The following is a 14,277-nucleotide window of genomic DNA, read 5'->3' as shown; positions in this document are numbered from 1 at the left end:
TCGCACGCCCCCACCGGAGGAGACCCCATGACCGCGCTCACGTTCCCGCTCGCCGATGCCGCCCGTCGCGTCTCGCCGGAGGAGCGTGCCGCGATCCTGGCAGATCCCGGCTTCGGCCAGCACTTCACGGACTTCATGGCCCACACCCGATGGACGAGCGAGTCGGGCTGGGCCGAGGGGGAGCTGATCCCCTTCGGTCCGCTGAGCCTCTCCCCGGCCGCGGCCGTGCTGCACTACGCGCAGGAGATCTTCGAGGGCATGAAGGCGTTCCGGCACGCCGACGGCTCGGTGTGGACGTTCCGCCCGGAGAAGAACGCCGAGCGCCTGCAGCGCTCCGCCCGCCGCCTCGCCCTCCCGGAGCTGTCGACGGAGGACTTCCTGGCCTCGGTGAAGGCCCTGGTCGCGGCCGATGAGCCGTGGGTGCCGGCGGTCGACGGCGATGAGGCCTCCCTGTACCTGCGCCCGTTCATGTTCGCCTCCGAGGAGTTCCTCGGCGTGCGGGCCGCCCAGACCGTCGACTACTACGTGATCGCCTCGCCCGCCGGGAACTACTTCCCGCGCGGCGTGCAGCCGCTGGTCGTGTGGATCACCGACACCTTCGCGCGCGCCGGCGCCGGGGGAACGGGCGCCGCCAAGTGCGGCGGCAACTACGCCTCCTCCCTCCTGGGCAAGCGCGAGGCCGCCCAGCACGGAGCCGACGAGGTCCTGTTCCTCGATTCCGAGTCGCACACCGCGATCGACGAGCTCTCCGGCATGAACGTGTTCGCGGTGACCAAGGACGGCCGGGTCGAGACCCCGGTCCTCAGCGGCTCGATCCTCGAGGGCGTCACCCGCGACTCGATCCTGCGCCTCGCCGCGGACCGCGGCTACCAGGTCAGCGAGGAGCGCCTGATCGCCGCCGAGCTGCTCGAGCGGGTCGCCTCCGGCGAGATCGTCGAGATGTTCGCGTGCGGCACGGCCGCGGTCATCACCCCCATCGGCGAGTTCCGCTCCGCGGACGGCACCTGGACCGTCCGCGACGGCGGCTCCGGCGAGCTCACGCTCTCCCTGCGCGAGGAGCTCACCGGCATCCAGTACGGCCGCGTCGAGGACCGCTACGGCTGGCTGACCCGGCTCGTCTGAGCCGCGTCCCGAGATCCAGGAGGTTCGGATGCCCGCCCCGCATCCCGCGCCGCACGCCTTCGACCTGTACGACACCACCCTGCGCGACGGGTCCCAGCAGGAGGGCCTGACGCTCTCCGTCTCCGACAAGCTCGCGGTCGCCCGTCTCCTCGACGAGCTCGGCGTCACCTACATCGAGGGCGGCTGGCCCGGCGCCGTCCCCAAGGACACCGAGTTCTTCCGCCGCGCCGCGGCCGGGGAGCTCGAGCTGGGGCGTGCGCGCCTGGCGGCCTTCGGGGCGACCCGCCGCGCCGGGATTCCCGTCGAGCAGGACGAGCAGGTGCGCGCCCTCGTCGACTCGGAGGCCCCCACGGTCACGCTCGTGGCGAAGTCGGATCTGCGCCATGTCACCGGGGCGCTGCGGACCACCGCGGAGGAGAACCTCGCCATGGTCCGCGACACCGTCGCGCACCTCGTCGGGCTGGGCCGGGAGGTGTTCGTCGACGCCGAGCACTTCTTCGACGGGTTCCTCGCCGACCCCGCGCACACCACCGGCGTCGTCCTCGCCGCCTTCGAGGCGGGCGCCGCGGTCGTCGTGCTCTGCGACACCAACGGCGGCATGCTCCCGCACCTCGTCGCAGAGGTCGTCGCGGACCTGACGTCCCGGCTCGAGGCTGCCGGCATGGCTCCCGGGGACGGGCGCCGGCTGGGCGTGCACACCCACAACGACTCCGGCTGCGCGGTCGCCAACGCGCTGACCGCCGTGCGCGGCGGCATCACCCATGTCCAGGGATGCGTCAACGGTTACGGGGAGCGCACCGGCAACGCCGACCTCGTCACGATGCTCGCGGACCTGCAGCTCAAGATGGGAATCGACCTCGTCCCCGCGGATGCCCTCGCGGAGGCGACCCGGATCGCCACCGCCATCGGCGAGATCGTCAACCTCCCGGTCTCCCCGCGGGCACCGTACGTGGGGGCGAGCGCCTTCGCGCACAAGGCGGGGCTGCACGCGAGCGCGATCCGCGTGGACCCCGATCTCTACCAGCACATGGATCCGCGCGAGGTCGGCAATGACATGCGCATGATCATCTCCGAGATGGCCGGTCGCGCCTCGATCGAGCTCAAGGGTCGGGAGCTGGGCTTCGACCTGACGGGAGAGCAGGACACGCTGGCCCGGCTCGCCGCTCGCGTCAAGCAGCGCGAGGCCGCCGGGTACTCGTACGAGGCGGCCGATGCCTCCTTCGAGCTGCTCGTGCTGCATGAGCTGGGCCGCTCCCCGCACTACTTCGAGGTCGAGTCCTGGCGGGCGACCTCCCATCAGCTGCGCGACGGCACCCTCGAGACCGAGGCGACCGTGAAGCTCGGCGGCGGCGGCCCGCTCGGGCACGACGCCCGCACCGTCGCGATCGCCGAGGGCAACGGTCCCGTCAACGCCCTGGATCTGGCGCTGCGCGCCGCGCTGCGGGGCCCGTACCCGCAGATCGACGACTTCGAGCTGCGCGACTTCAAGGTGCGCATCCTGGATGCCCACCGGGGGACCGATGCGACCACTCGCGTGCTCGTGCGCACGGCCGGACTGGGCCTCACCTTCCAGACTGTGGGCGTGGGCCCGAACCTCATCGAGGCATCCTGGGAGGCGATCACCGACGCCTACACCTATGGCTTCCACAAGGCCGGGGTCTGAGCAGGACGTCCCGACGGATGCTCGAGTCCGTGTCAGATCGACCCCGGAACGCCGCGGGTGACCGGTTCTGCGTCAGATCGGGCTGCGGCCCAGGCGGCTGACCGGTTCCGCGTCAGACCCGCCGGGGATGTGTCGCAGATCCGGTCAGCGCTCCTGTCTGGCGTCCGGCGTCGTGCCGGGCGGCGGCGTCGGTCCGGGTGTGTGACCGGATTTGAGTCAGATCGGGCTGCAGCCCGGGCGGGTGACCGGTTCTGTATCAGATCGGTGGGGATGTGCCACGGATCCGGTCAGCGGTCTCTTCTGGCGTCCGGCGTCATGTCGGGTGGGGCTTGCGGCCCTGGCGGGTGACCGGATTCGTGTCAGATCGGACGAAGGACGCGGCGGGTGACCGGGGATGTGGCAGATCGGGTGCGACGCGCCGGCGGGTGACCGGGTATGTGGCAGAGCTGTCCGGAGGTGGCGCGGATCCGGTCAGCCGTCGGGCCCCGCCGTTGCCGCGGACCGCAGGGCTCCACGGACGGCGCGGGCCGACGGACGCGGCTCAGATCTTCAGCTCGCCCATCTCGTCCCAGCCCTCGCCCTCGACCTGGCGGGAGATGATCCTCGGCGTGGACACGAGGTGCGGGCGCATGGCCTCCAGCCCCCGGGGGAAGTGATCGCTGTTCACGTGAGGAGCGGCGCCCTCGTCGGTGAAGGCCTCGACGAGCACGTACTCGCAGGGATCCTCGAGGCTGCGCGACCATTCGAAGAACAGGTTCCCGTCCTCGGCCCGGGTCGCCTCCGTGAACTCGCGCACGACCTCGGGGAAGATCTCGGCGCTCTCGGGCTTGACGGCGTACTTGACGACGATGACGTACATGCGGCTCCTCGCGGGACGGGGCCTGCTCTCGACAGGCCGGGGGACCCCACCAGGATCTCAGATCCGGCGCCCGCCGCCGTCGCACTGCACTACTGTGGCGTCATGGCTCACTGCGTGCTCACCGTGATCGGCGACGACCGGGAAGGACTGGTGTCGGCGCTCTCGCGGACGCTCGAGTCCCATGGCGGAAACTGGTTGGACAGCCAGTTCACCCGGCTGGCCGGGAAGTTCGCCGGCATCGTCCTCGTGGAGCTGCCCTCCGCGCAGCTGTCCGCCTTCGAGGAGTCCTGTGCGGGACTGCTCGGCGAGGTGGGGCTGCACGTCGAGGTGACCGCGGCGCAGGACCGGTCCGGCGCCGTCGAGCCTCGGAAGGCCGCTCCGTCCCCGGTCTCCTCGGCCGCGGGCCACGAGGTCAGGGTCCATCTCGTGGGGCTGGACCGCCCCGGGACCGTCCGGCAGGTCTCGACCGCGCTCGCCCAGCAGCGGGTCAGCATCGGCACCTTCCGCTCCTGGACCCGGGCGGCCCCCGAGGGCGGCGGCGTGCTCTTCGAGGCGGAGGCTCTGGTCACCGTTCCCGCCGGGCTCGAGGTCGAGGTCGTGCGCGCCGCGCTCGAGCCGATCGCGGACGAGCTCATGGTCGACCTCGACCTCGACGAGCAGGGCTGAGGGACCGGCGGCGCGCCCCGGCGCCCCGCCGGCGGGAGCGTCTCAGTCCCGGAACCCGCCGATCTCCCCGACCTTCGTGATCGCGAGGACCGGCTCCCCGGCCTCGTCGGTGGCCTCGAGGTCGAGCTCCGCCTCGATCGCCCAGTCGTGGTTGCCCTCGGGATCATCCAGCACCTGGCGGATCCGCCACAGCCGGGACTCCTCGGCGATCTGCAGCAGCTTCGGGGACCGGGCCGGACCGTCGATCCCGACCTCGTCGTACGTGTCGTAGTAGGCGTCCATCGCCTCCGCCCAGCGTTTCCGATCCCAGCCCGAGGCGCCGTCGAGCTCTGCGAGCCGCGTCTCCCGCTCGAACGCGAAGTGCTCCACGCGCTGCCACAGGGCGGCCCGCACCATCGTCCGCAGGACCTTGGTCTGCGCGGACAGACCGCGGGGCGTGGACGGACGGACCTCGGAGGCGGCATCGGGCTCCCCGTCCTCGGGATGCGTGAGCGCCTCCCATTCGTCCAGCAGCGACGAGTCGATGCCGCGCACCAGCACGCCGAGCCATTCGATGACGTCGTCGAGCTGCTCGGTCCGCAGATCCTGCGGGATCGTGCGGCTCATGGCCTTGTACGCATCGGACAGGTAGCGCAGGACGATGCCCTCGGAGCGGGCGAGCCCGTAGCGCTGCACGAACTCGCTGAAGGTCTGCCCGGTCTCGTAGATCTCCCGGACGATCGACTTGGGGGAGAGGTCGCTCTCGCGGACCCAGGGGTTCTTGCGCCGGTAGATCGCGAGCGCCGCCTCGAGGTCCTCCTCGAGCGGCTTCGGCCAGGTGACCTCCTCGAGCTGCTGCATGCGCTCGGTGTACTCGACGCCGTCGGCCTTGAGCTCCGCGAGGAGCTCGCCGCGCGCGGCGTTCTGCTGCGCGAGCAGGACCTGCATCGGGTCCTCGAGGATCGCCTCGATGATGGAGACGGTGTCCGCCGCGAGCGAGTCCGAGTCCTCGTCGAGGGAGTCGATCATCGCGATCGCGAAGGGGGCGAGCGGCTGGTTCATGGTGAAGTCGAGCTGCAGGTCCTCGACCAGTCCGATCCGGCGCCCCAGATGGTCGGCCTCGTCGCGGACCTCGACGATCTCCGCCTCGACGAGGCCGCGGAAGATCTCCACGGCGTCCTTCACGAGCTTCCGCTTCTGCGTGCGCGTCTGATGGCTGGTCATGATCAGATGCCGGGCCGCGGCGACGGCGTCGCCGGGTCGGGCGATGAGCGCGAGCTCCATCGAGGCCGTGATCCGCAGATGCGGCCGCAGCGCCTCGGGGGCGTTCTCGACGAGCTTGGCGAGGTTCGCCTCCGACCAGCTGATCGCGCCGTCGGGGATCTTCGGCTTCGGCTCCTTCTTCCGCTTCTTGGCGTTGTTGGGCGTGGCACCGGACTTCGCCCGGGCGGCGGCCTTGGCCTGCTCCTTGACGAACTCGACCGTCCACGGCGGTGCCTGCACGACCACGTGTCCGACGGTGTCGTACCCGGCCCGGCCCGCGCGGCCCGCGATCTGGTGGAACTCGCGGGAGTTCAGCAGCCGCGATCGGCGTCCGTCGAACTTCGCGAGCCCTGTCAGCAGCACGGTGCGGATGGGCACGTTGATGCCGACACCGAGGGTGTCGGTGCCGCAGACGATCTTCAGCAGGCCCGATTGCGCCAGGCGTTCCACGAGCCGCCGGTACTTGGGGAGCATGCCCGCGTGGTGGACGCCGATGCCCTCCCGGACCAGGCGCGAGAGCACCGCCCCGAAGCCCTTGGAGAAGCGGAAGTCGCCGATCAGCTCGCGGATCTGCTCCTTCTCCGCGGCCGTGAGGATCTTCCGTCCCTGCAGGGCCTGAGCGTGCTCGAGCGCCTCCTTCTGGGTGAAGTGGACGATGTACACGGGAGCATCGCGATCGGTGAGGATCTCCTGCAGGGTGTCCTCGAGGTCGACCTCCGACCAGCGGAAGTCCAGCGGGACCGGGCGAGGGGCATCGGCGATCGTGCTCACCGGCCGTCCCGTGCGCTCCTCGAGATCCTCCTCGAAGAAGGAGACGTCGCCGAGGGTCGCGCTCATGAGCACGAACTGGGTGCGCGGCAGCTCGATGAGCGGAACCTGCCATGCCCAGCCGCGCTGCGAGTCGCCGTAGAAGTGGAACTCGTCCATCACGGCGAGGCCCACCTCGCTCGTGGGGCCCTCCCGCAGCGCATGCTGGGCGAGGATCTCCGCGGTGCAGACGATGATCGGCGCGTCGTGGTTGACGGAGGCGTCCCCGGTCATCATGCCGACGCTCTGCGCTCCGAACATGGCGACTATCTCGAAGAACTTCTCGCTGACCAGCGCTTTGATCGGGGCCGTGTAGTAGGCGCGCTGACCGCGGGCGAGCGCCGCGAACAGGGCGGCGTAGGCGATCGTGGTCTTCCCGGATCCCGTGGGCGTCGCTGCGATCACGTGGTCGCCGGCCGCGATCGCCAGCAGCGCCTCCTCCTGGTGGGGGTAGAGGCTGCGCCCCAGCTCCGCCTGCGCCGCGATGAAGGCGTCGATGATCGCGTCCGGGGACTGATCGGCGTCGGGCTCGGGAAGGAACGGGGAGAGGGCAGGCATGGGTCCCAGTCTGCCAGGTGGCGGGGGCCCGCGGCCCCTCAGCGAGCGGCGCGGTCGCGCAGGTGAGCGGCGTGCGCCGCACGCGCCTCCCGGACGGGGCGCGAGGTGTCGAGCTGCGCGGCGCCGGGAGCGATCCGGTCCTCGCCCCGGAGCCAGGCCGCGTTCGAGGCGGTGATCAGGGACCCTGCGCGTCGTCCGTCGCGCAGGAGGACCGCAGCGCCGCCGAGCCGAAGGGAGGCCGTCTCGACCTCGATCGCCCGCACCTGCTCCCAGGGGATCCAGCGCCGGCCCAGCACCCCGGTGATCCAGATCCCGCGGGTCGTGACGACGAAGCTGCGACGCGCGAGGAGGAGGAGCACCGCGATGACCGCCACGAGGACGGGGGTGAGCAGCGCCGGGAGGAGCAGGTGGATCGGGTCGCCGAGGACGATCACGATGATCCACGGAAGGCACGTCAGCAGACCGATCACCGCCGCCGCACCGTCGTACATCCTCCGTGCCATGGGCCGGACACGCGCCGCATAGAGGACGGATCCGTCCTGTTCGTGCATCATCGCCCCTACGGTAGCGCTGTCCTGTCCGATCGCCGCTGCCTCATCCGCGCACCGAGAGGTCCCCGCGCAGCCAGCGCCGGTGCACATCGATCGCCGCCCGGGCGGGCCGGGCCGGCTGGAGGAGGTCGGGGCCGTGGTCGGAGGTGGACTCGCCCCTGCTCAGGGCGAATCGCGCAGTGGTGATCGCGGGCCGCAGCACGTGCGGCCGCTCGGGGACCAGCAGCGCCAGCAGCAGTCCGGCGATCATCGCCAGCAGGTGCAGAGCCAGGATCACGAGCATCATGATGACGTAGAAGGCGGCGAGGCGGTCGGGCTCGTCACCGGGAGCCTGGATCTGGCATGGTCGGAGCTGACCGGTCTCGCCCAGGTCTCCACGATCGCGGGCGGGCCGGGAGGCGGGTCGACGAGCAGGCTCCTGCTGGATGCGCCCGGGTGGGCGTTCGAGCAGGTCACGGGGAGCTCCGCGATCTCCGATGTGACGGATTCGGGGGGCGACCTTCGCCGAGGACGGGTTCGGCTGGGCATCGGACACCATCCGCGATGCCGTGCCGATCATCGACCCCATCCTCGATTCCCAGCAGGTCGTCGTCGAGAACCTCGTCCCGTCCGGTGCGCAGGAGGTCATCGAGGGCACCGCGGGGACCCTGAACGACGGGATCCGCGACAGGATGTCCTGGAGAGCGGTGCGTCGTCGCGGAACCGAGGCGGTGGGTCAGATGCCCTCCGCCGCGTCGTCCAGGAACGGCCGGCCGCGAGCAGGGTGCGTCGATCCTTCGTCACGGCGTGTGCGTTCACGAGCGCGTTCCTCACTGTCGGCCTCTCGCAGAGACGAGCGCGCGGGGCGCGGCGGGATCGTGCGCAGCACCCGCGGCCGATGCGGGACGGCGGGACCGGGGGAGTGCGGCACCGGCCCCTCCGCTCACCCCGCCGCGAGGGAGGCGAGCGGCTCGATGCGGGAGAGGATCCGCTCGCGCAGCGCATCGGCGCGCACGGCGAGCTCGCGCTGGCGCCGCTGGTACTCGGCCTTCCCGTCCGCGGTCTCGATCGGCACCACCCCGTAGCCCAGCGGCCGCACGTCGTAGGGGCTCGCCTCCATGTCCAGCACGCGCGTGTCCCGGGCGTGCTCGAAGCAGTCCAGCACGAGCTCGGAGGGGACCAGGGGCACGAGCTTCATGGCCCACTTGTACAGGTCCATCCCCACGTGCAGGCAGGCCGGATTGTCCCGCTGCACCTGCGTGGCGCGGCTCGGCGTCATCGAGTTGCGGGGCACGGCCTCCGGCGTGAAGAAGCGGAAGGCGTCCACGTGCGAGCAGACCAGGCGCTCGCCCTCGACGACGGCATCGGTCGCCTCCTGCCCCAGTCGCAGCGGCAGGTCCTCGTGGCGCTGCCGCCCGGGGGCGAGGCGGTAGACCATCGCCCACTCGTGCAGGCCGAAGCAGGAGAAGTTCGGCGTGCGCCGGGCGAGCGAGGAGGAGCGCAGCAGGCGGGCCATGAAGTCCAGCGCATCGGCCCGCTCCGCGAGGTAGCGCGCGACGTCGGCTCGACGCAGCACCGTTCCCGCGGCGTGGTGCGACGGGGCGTCGGCGTACCAGCTGCGCTCGCCGCCGGGGCGGATGTCGCCCACCGGCTGATCGCCGGCGTGCGGACGCGGATCCGCGGCGGCGTCGTAGGCGAGCTCCCATCCCGGGTGCCAGCGGCGCAGGCGCGAGGCGCTGAAGGGGTAGTAGGTGAACAGGAAGTCCTCGACGGGATGCTTCCGTCCCGCCGCTCGCCGGGCGCGATGTCCCGCGGTGAGAGCATCGGCCCGCGCCTCGTGCGCCGCGCGCGCGGCGGCGGCAGTCGGCGCGTCCAGGACGCGGCGGGGCTCGGGGACGGGCGAGGGCATGGCCCAAGTCTGGCAGGCGAGGCGGCGACCGGCGACGTGAGGTGGATCGCGGCCGATCAGCCGCGGCTGAAGCGGGACCCGCCGTACTTCTTGTGCACGGCTTGTCGGGAGACCCCCAGGGCGGCGGCGATCGCGGCCCAGGGGGCGCCTGCGGTGCGGGCGCGGCGCACGAGCACCGTCTGCTCCTGCTCGAGCTCGCTCTCGAGGGTCGCGCGCCGCTGCGACAGCGCGACCAGCTCGGCCAGCGGTCCGCTCGGCGGGTCCTCGTCCTGCTGCAGCGCGGTCCTCATCGGCTCCCCTCCCGGGATCGGTGCACGGGGGTCGCCCCGCGCGTCAACCATCATTGACAGCCTAGGGGTCCGACGACAGTGTGTCAACGGGGGTTGACGCGCTCCGGGATGGGAGGTCGCGGCCTAGACTGGAGCGCATGCGCATCGTCCGATACACCACCGGCGAGGACCCCATGTACGGCATCGTCCAGGACAAGGACGGCACGGACATGGTCTACGGCCTCACCGGGGACCCCCTGTACACCGAGATCCGCCCCACCGGGAAGATCACCCCGCTCGCCGACGTCCGCCTGCTGGCGCCCGTCATCCCTCGCTCGAAGGTCGTGTGCGTGGGGCGCAACTATGCGGCGCACGCCGCCGAGCTCGGCAACGAGGTCCCCGAGCAGCCGCTGCTGTTCCTCAAGCCCAACACGGCCGTGATCGGTCCCGGAGACCCGGTGGTCCTGCCCTCCTACAGCGACGAGGTCAGCCTCGAGGCGGAGCTCGCCGTGGTCGTCAAGACCATCGCCAAGGACATCGACCCCGAGCAGGCGCCCCAGGTGATCCTGGGGTACACCTGCGCCAACGACTTCACCGCGCGCGACGTCCAGCGCGCGGAGAAGCAGTGGTTCCGCGCCAAGGCCTTCGACACCTCCTGCCCGCTGGGTCCGTGGATCGAGACCGACTTCGACCCGGCCGCGGCGCGCATCGGCTCCGTCGTGGACGACGAGGTCGCCCAGGACGGCACCACCGCGGACATGCTCCGCTCCGTGCCCGAGCTGATCGCCGAGATCTCCCGCGTGGTCACCCTGCTTCCCGGCGACGTGGTGCTGACCGGCACCCCCGCGGGCGTGCGCACCGTCGCCGAGGGCAGCCAGGTGTTCGTCACCATCGAGGGCATCGGCACCCTGTCCAATCCGATCGTGCGGCGCTGACCGCGCCGAGCCCTGCCCCGCACCCATTCATCCCGTCATCGAAGAGAGAAGCCGCGTGAGCATCCCCGCCGCGTCCACCCCGTCCGCCGCCGCACCCGCCGAGGTGCGGGTCCGGTTCTGCCCGAGTCCCACCGGCACCCCGCACGTGGGCATGGTGCGCACCGCCCTGTTCAACTGGGCCTACGCCCGCCACACCGGCGGGAAGCTGATCTTCCGCATCGAGGACACCGACGCGGCGCGGGACAGCGAGGAGTCCTACCACCAGCTGCTGGAGTCGATGCGCTGGCTGGGCATCGACTGGGACGAGGGTGTCGAGGTGGGCGGCCCCCACGGGCCCTACCGTCAGTCCCAGCGCGGGGAGATCTACCAGGGCGTCATCGAGAAGCTCAAGGCCGCGGGCCACATCTACGAGTCCTTCTCCACCGCGGAGGAGATCGCCGAGCGCCACCGCGCCGCCGGGAACGACGCCCAGCTGGGCTACGACGGCTACGACCGCACCCTCTCCGAGGAGCAGAAGCAGGCCTTCCGAGCGGAGGGCCGCGAGCCCACCTGGCGCCTGCGCATGCCCGACGAGGACATCACCTTCACGGACCTGGTGCGCGGCGAGATCACCTTCAAGGCCGGCTCCACGCCGGACTACGTGGTCGTCCGGGCCAACGGGCAGCCGCTGTACACCCTGGTCAATCCCGTGGACGATGCCCTCATGAACATCACCCACGTGCTGCGCGGCGAGGATCTGCTCTCCTCCACCCCGCGCCAGGTGGCGCTCTACCGCGCGCTGGTGGACGTGGGCGTCGCGACGCAGGTGCCGCTGTTCGGGCACCTGCCCTACGTGATGGGCGAGGGCAACAAGAAGCTCTCCAAGCGCGACCCGGAGTCCAACCTCTTCCTCTATCGGGAGCAGGGCTTCCTTCCGGAGGGCATGGTCAACTACCTCGCCCTGCTGGGCTGGGGGTACAGCGCCGATCAGGACATCTTCTCGCGCGAGCAGATGATCGAGCGCTTCGACGTGGCCGACGTGAACCCCAACCCGGCGCGCGTGGACATCAAGAAGGCGACCTCCATCAACGGCGACCACGTCCGCCTGCTGCCCGAGGCGGAGCTCGTCGAGCGCCTCGTGCCCTACCTGCAGGCCGCCGGCCTCGTGGCCGACCCGATCACCGAGGAGCAGCACCGCCTGCTGGCCGCGGCCACGCCGCTGGTGCAGACCCGCATGAACCTCCTCGGCGAGGCACCGGACCTGCTCGGCTTCCTGTTCACCGCCGATGCCGACCTCGTGGTCCAGGACGACGCCCTGAAGAAGCTGGGCGAGGATCCGGTCGCCGTGCTGGACCGCGCCATCGCCGAGGTCGAGGCGCTGGGGGAGGGCTCCTTCACCGCCGCGGCCCTCGAGGACGCGCTGCGCACGGCGATCGTCGAGGACATGGGCATCAAGCCGCGCCTCGCCTTCGGGCCGCTGCGCAGCGCGATCTCCGGTCGTCGCATCTCCCCGCCGCTGTTCGAGTCCATGGAGCTGCTGGGCCGCGGCTCCAGCCTCGTGCGTCTGCGCTCCCTGCGCGAGCGCCTCGCCGCCGCCTGAGGCCGCACAGGACGCCTCGCAGGTGTTCGAGGGCTCCGACGCCACGTCGTCGGAGCCCTCGGCGCATCGGGTGTCGATGCGGCCGTGCCGGTCGGAGCCGGGGCGGTCGGGCGGGTCGGCGGCCCGTCATGCCCCACAGGTCCGCGCAGGGTCGACAGGCGCGCCGGTCACGGGCTCGTGTGGAGCCTCACAGCGCAAAAGGGCCCTCTCGCTTTGATGTTCCCGCCCGGACCGGATAGAGTTCTAACTCGTCACGGCATGGAAGTGCGGACCTGAGGAGCGAGGCTCCGAGGGGACGGGCCCCGGGTCCGTGGCTCACCATGGGCTATGGTGTAATTGGCAACACGGCTGATTCTGGTTCAGTTGTTCTTGGTTCGAGTCCAGGTAGCCCAGCGCAGTTCGTTCCGTCGTTCTCCGGCGGAAACGATCGGCCCGCGCCCCGTTCGTCTAGCGGCCCAGGACGTCGCCCTCTCACGGCGGTAACACCGGTTCAAATCCGGTACGGGGTACGAGCAGCTCCTCCGGGAGCTGATCAGTGCGGTCCCTCCGGGGTCCGTGCGTCCGCCCCGTTCGTCTAGCGGCCCAGGACGTCGCCCTCTCACGGCGGTAACACCGGTTCAAATCCGGTACGGGGTACATATCAAGGACCGGCACCCATCGGGTGCCGGTCCTTCCTGCTTCTGTCGCCGGGGCGCTCACAGCAGGTTGGACACCAGCCGTGCCGCGGAGTTGCGGAACCGGCGCGGCCAGCCCCAGCCCTCGACCTCCGCGAGGGTCAGCTCCCGGCAGGCCTCCCGGTCCCTCTCGAAGATCCGCTCATGGTGGGCGACGATCTGCTCGTCGTAGATCCACACCATGAGCTCCTTGTGCAGGCGCAGGCTGCGCATGTCGAGGTTCAGGGTGCCGATCGAGCACGCGATCCCGTCGACCGTGAGCGATTTCGTGTGGAAGAAGCCCTTCTCCCACATCCAGATGCGCCCACCAGCCTGGAGGAACCGCCGGAAGTACGTCTCCGCCGCGTACCAGGGGATCCGCTTGTCCAGGTAGGTCGTGGTCATGAGGTCGACCCGCACCCCGCTGGCTGCGGCATTGACCAGGACGTCCATCGTCGAGGGGTCCGGCACGAAGTACGGCGACTGCAGCAGGACCCGCTCGCTCGCGCCGCTGATGGCCACCTGGTGCGCGCGCGTGGCCGAATGCCACGGATCGTCGTGGCCGTGGTGGACGGTCTGCACCATGATCTCGCCCCCGGGAGCGTCCGGATCCGGGTAGTACTCGGGACGGAACAGGTCCTCCCCGAAGACCTCGTACCAGCGCATGTCGAAGAGCTTCTCGAGATCCGCGACTCCGGGGCCCGTCAGACGCAGCCCTGTGTCCCGCCAGGCCGGGAAGCGCGAGCCGCCGTCGATGTACTCCTGGCCGATGTTGAAGCCGCCGGTGTGCCCCAGGTCCCCGTCGATGACCGTGATCTTGCGGTGGTTGCGGTAGTTCAGCCGCGCCAGGCCCTTCATGTCGCTGCCGATGTGCGCGCCGGCCTCGCGCAGCCGCGTCATCTCCGCCGAGGAATACGGGAAGCAGCCGATGAAGTCGTTGAGAATCCTCACCTCGACCCCCGCCTGGAGCCTGTCCAGGAGTGCTGCGGTGATGCGGGCGGTGAGCTCGTCGTGTCCCCAGATGAAATAGCTCATATGGACGAACCGCTGCGCGCCGGCGATATCGGCGATGAGCACGTCGAAGTACTCGGCGCCGTCCTCGAAGATCTCGCAGCTGCGCACCGGCATCGGAGGAGCGGCGGCGACGTGCGTGATGAGCTCGCTCGTGCGACCGACGGCGTCCGTGGGCGGCGCGGCGCGGAACGCGGACGTGGACGCCTCATGGGGAGCCCGCACCTGCGGCATGAACGCGGAGACGAGGGCGATCAGCCGGTGGCGAGCTCGGGAGCGCTGCGTGATGGCGGGCCAGTTCCGGCCCAGGAAGAAATAGACGACGAGCCCGACGAACGGGAGCGCGAACAGCACGAGCAGCCAGGCGAGGGAGGCGGTGGGCTCGCGGTCCTCGCTGATGATCAGCGTGGCGACGCCGATCCAGTAGAGGACCACGAGGATGTCGATGATCAGCCAGATGCTCATGGGCTGATC

General features: G+C 70.8%; 12 protein-coding genes and 3 tRNA genes. 8 read left to right on the top strand and 7 right to left on the bottom strand.

The features are described from left to right. Positions 1-27: 27 nt before the first annotated feature. Together ACFFF6_RS05220 and cimA are read left to right on the top strand one after the other, a co-directional pair. Positions 28-1,122 (top strand): branched-chain amino acid aminotransferase, encoded by a 1,095-nt coding sequence (locus ACFFF6_RS05220; protein ID WP_376978859.1) that lies wholly within the window; start codon positions 28-30, stop codon positions 1,120-1,122. Positions 1,123-1,150: 28 nt separating this feature from the next. Continuing rightward, positions 1,151-2,785 (top strand): citramalate synthase, encoded by a 1,635-nt coding sequence (gene cimA / locus ACFFF6_RS05215; protein WP_376978858.1) that lies wholly within the window; start codon positions 1,151-1,153, stop codon positions 2,783-2,785. 541 nt (positions 2,786-3,326) lie between these two features. On the opposite strand, the gene ACFFF6_RS05210 is transcribed toward cimA, so the two are convergent. Further along, positions 3,327-3,644 (bottom strand): putative quinol monooxygenase, encoded by a 318-nt coding sequence (locus ACFFF6_RS05210; protein ID WP_376978856.1) that lies wholly within the window; start codon positions 3,642-3,644, stop codon positions 3,327-3,329. Positions 3,645-3,746: 102 nt separating this feature from the next. Between ACFFF6_RS05210 and ACFFF6_RS05205 the strand changes: the two genes are divergently transcribed. Further along, positions 3,747-4,310: a glycine cleavage system transcriptional repressor gene (locus tag ACFFF6_RS05205; protein WP_376978854.1), complete on the top strand. Its 564-nt coding sequence runs from the start codon at positions 3,747-3,749 to the stop codon at positions 4,308-4,310. Positions 4,311-4,352: 42 nt separating this feature from the next. Here the strand turns inward: ACFFF6_RS05205 and ACFFF6_RS05200 are convergent, their stop codons facing one another. From ACFFF6_RS05200 to ACFFF6_RS05180, 5 genes are all read right to left on the bottom strand, one after another. Continuing rightward, complete coding sequence (locus ACFFF6_RS05200; protein ID WP_376978853.1) at positions 4,353-6,917, bottom strand: DEAD/DEAH box helicase; 2,565 nt, start codon at positions 6,915-6,917, stop codon at positions 4,353-4,355. 38 nt (positions 6,918-6,955) lie between these two features. Continuing rightward, positions 6,956-7,471 (bottom strand): hypothetical protein, encoded by a 516-nt coding sequence (locus ACFFF6_RS05195; protein ID WP_376978852.1) that lies wholly within the window; start codon positions 7,469-7,471, stop codon positions 6,956-6,958. A 40-nt stretch (positions 7,472-7,511) separates the two neighbouring features. After that, the gene (locus ACFFF6_RS05190) at positions 7,512-8,027 is read right to left on the bottom strand and encodes a hypothetical protein (RefSeq protein WP_376978850.1); all 516 of its coding nucleotides are present in this window, start codon (positions 8,025-8,027) and stop codon (positions 7,512-7,514) included. Between the two features lie 363 nt (positions 8,028-8,390). After that, a complete protein-coding gene (locus tag ACFFF6_RS05185; RefSeq protein WP_376978848.1) occupies positions 8,391-9,356 on the bottom strand; it encodes a 3-methyladenine DNA glycosylase in 966 nt (321 codons plus the stop codon). Positions 9,357-9,412: 56 nt separating this feature from the next. Next, positions 9,413-9,646, bottom strand: a complete 234-nt coding sequence (locus tag ACFFF6_RS05180; protein WP_376978846.1) for a hypothetical protein — start codon at positions 9,644-9,646, stop codon at positions 9,413-9,415. A gap of 137 nt (positions 9,647-9,783) precedes the next feature. Between ACFFF6_RS05180 and ACFFF6_RS05175 the strand changes: the two genes are divergently transcribed. The 5 genes from ACFFF6_RS05175 (at position 9,784) to ACFFF6_RS05155 (ending at position 12,775) form a co-directional block, all read left to right on the top strand. Further along, positions 9,784-10,560 (top strand): fumarylacetoacetate hydrolase family protein, encoded by a 777-nt coding sequence (locus ACFFF6_RS05175; protein ID WP_376978844.1) that lies wholly within the window; start codon positions 9,784-9,786, stop codon positions 10,558-10,560. 55 nt (positions 10,561-10,615) lie between these two features. Then, a complete protein-coding gene (gene gltX / locus ACFFF6_RS05170) occupies positions 10,616-12,139 on the top strand; it encodes a glutamate--tRNA ligase (protein ID WP_376978842.1) in 1,524 nt (507 codons plus the stop codon). Between the two features lie 321 nt (positions 12,140-12,460). After that, a tRNA-Gln gene (locus tag ACFFF6_RS05165) sits at positions 12,461-12,532 on the top strand. A gap of 43 nt (positions 12,533-12,575) precedes the next feature. After that, positions 12,576-12,648, top strand: a tRNA-Glu gene (locus ACFFF6_RS05160). Positions 12,649-12,702: 54 nt separating this feature from the next. Next, positions 12,703-12,775 (top strand) — tRNA-Glu (locus tag ACFFF6_RS05155). Positions 12,776-12,834: 59 nt separating this feature from the next. Here ACFFF6_RS05155 and cls read toward each other — a convergent pair. Next, positions 12,835-14,268: a cardiolipin synthase gene (gene cls / locus ACFFF6_RS05150; protein ID WP_376978841.1), complete on the bottom strand. Its 1,434-nt coding sequence runs from the start codon at positions 14,266-14,268 to the stop codon at positions 12,835-12,837. Positions 14,269-14,277 lie beyond the last annotated feature (9 nt).

Origin of the sequence: Brachybacterium hainanense, from assembly GCF_042434575.1 — a bacterium.
Taxonomy (GTDB): Bacteria; Actinomycetota; Actinomycetes; order Actinomycetales; family Dermabacteraceae; genus Brachybacterium; species Brachybacterium hainanense.
Note: the sequence above shows the minus strand (reverse complement) of the source record. Positions and strands in the feature narration are given on the sequence as shown.

What these genes read in the sequence shown, in the direction of transcription:
- ACFFF6_RS05175 (WP_376978844.1), top strand. Translation starts at nt 9,784, where the DNA reads ATGCGCATCGTCCGATACACCACCGGCGAGGACCCCATGTACGGCATC.
- cimA (WP_376978858.1), top strand. Translation starts at nt 1,151, where the DNA reads ATGCCCGCCCCGCATCCCGCGCCGCACGCCTTCGACCTGTACGACACC.
- ACFFF6_RS05200 (WP_376978853.1), bottom strand. Translation starts at nt 6,917, where the DNA reads ATGCCTGCCCTCTCCCCGTTCCTTCCCGAGCCCGACGCCGATCAGTCC.
- ACFFF6_RS05210 (WP_376978856.1), bottom strand. Translation starts at nt 3,644, where the DNA reads ATGTACGTCATCGTCGTCAAGTACGCCGTCAAGCCCGAGAGCGCCGAG.
- ACFFF6_RS05195 (WP_376978852.1), bottom strand. Translation starts at nt 7,471, where the DNA reads ATGATGCACGAACAGGACGGATCCGTCCTCTATGCGGCGCGTGTCCGG.
- ACFFF6_RS05190 (WP_376978850.1), bottom strand. Translation starts at nt 8,027, where the DNA reads ATGATCGGCACGGCATCGCGGATGGTGTCCGATGCCCAGCCGAACCCG.
- ACFFF6_RS05185 (WP_376978848.1), bottom strand. Translation starts at nt 9,356, where the DNA reads ATGCCCTCGCCCGTCCCCGAGCCCCGCCGCGTCCTGGACGCGCCGACT.
- ACFFF6_RS05220 (WP_376978859.1), top strand. Translation starts at nt 28, where the DNA reads ATGACCGCGCTCACGTTCCCGCTCGCCGATGCCGCCCGTCGCGTCTCG.
- ACFFF6_RS05205 (WP_376978854.1), top strand. Translation starts at nt 3,747, where the DNA reads ATGGCTCACTGCGTGCTCACCGTGATCGGCGACGACCGGGAAGGACTG.
- cls (WP_376978841.1), bottom strand. Translation starts at nt 14,268, where the DNA reads ATGAGCATCTGGCTGATCATCGACATCCTCGTGGTCCTCTACTGGATC.
- ACFFF6_RS05180 (WP_376978846.1), bottom strand. Translation starts at nt 9,646, where the DNA reads ATGAGGACCGCGCTGCAGCAGGACGAGGACCCGCCGAGCGGACCGCTG.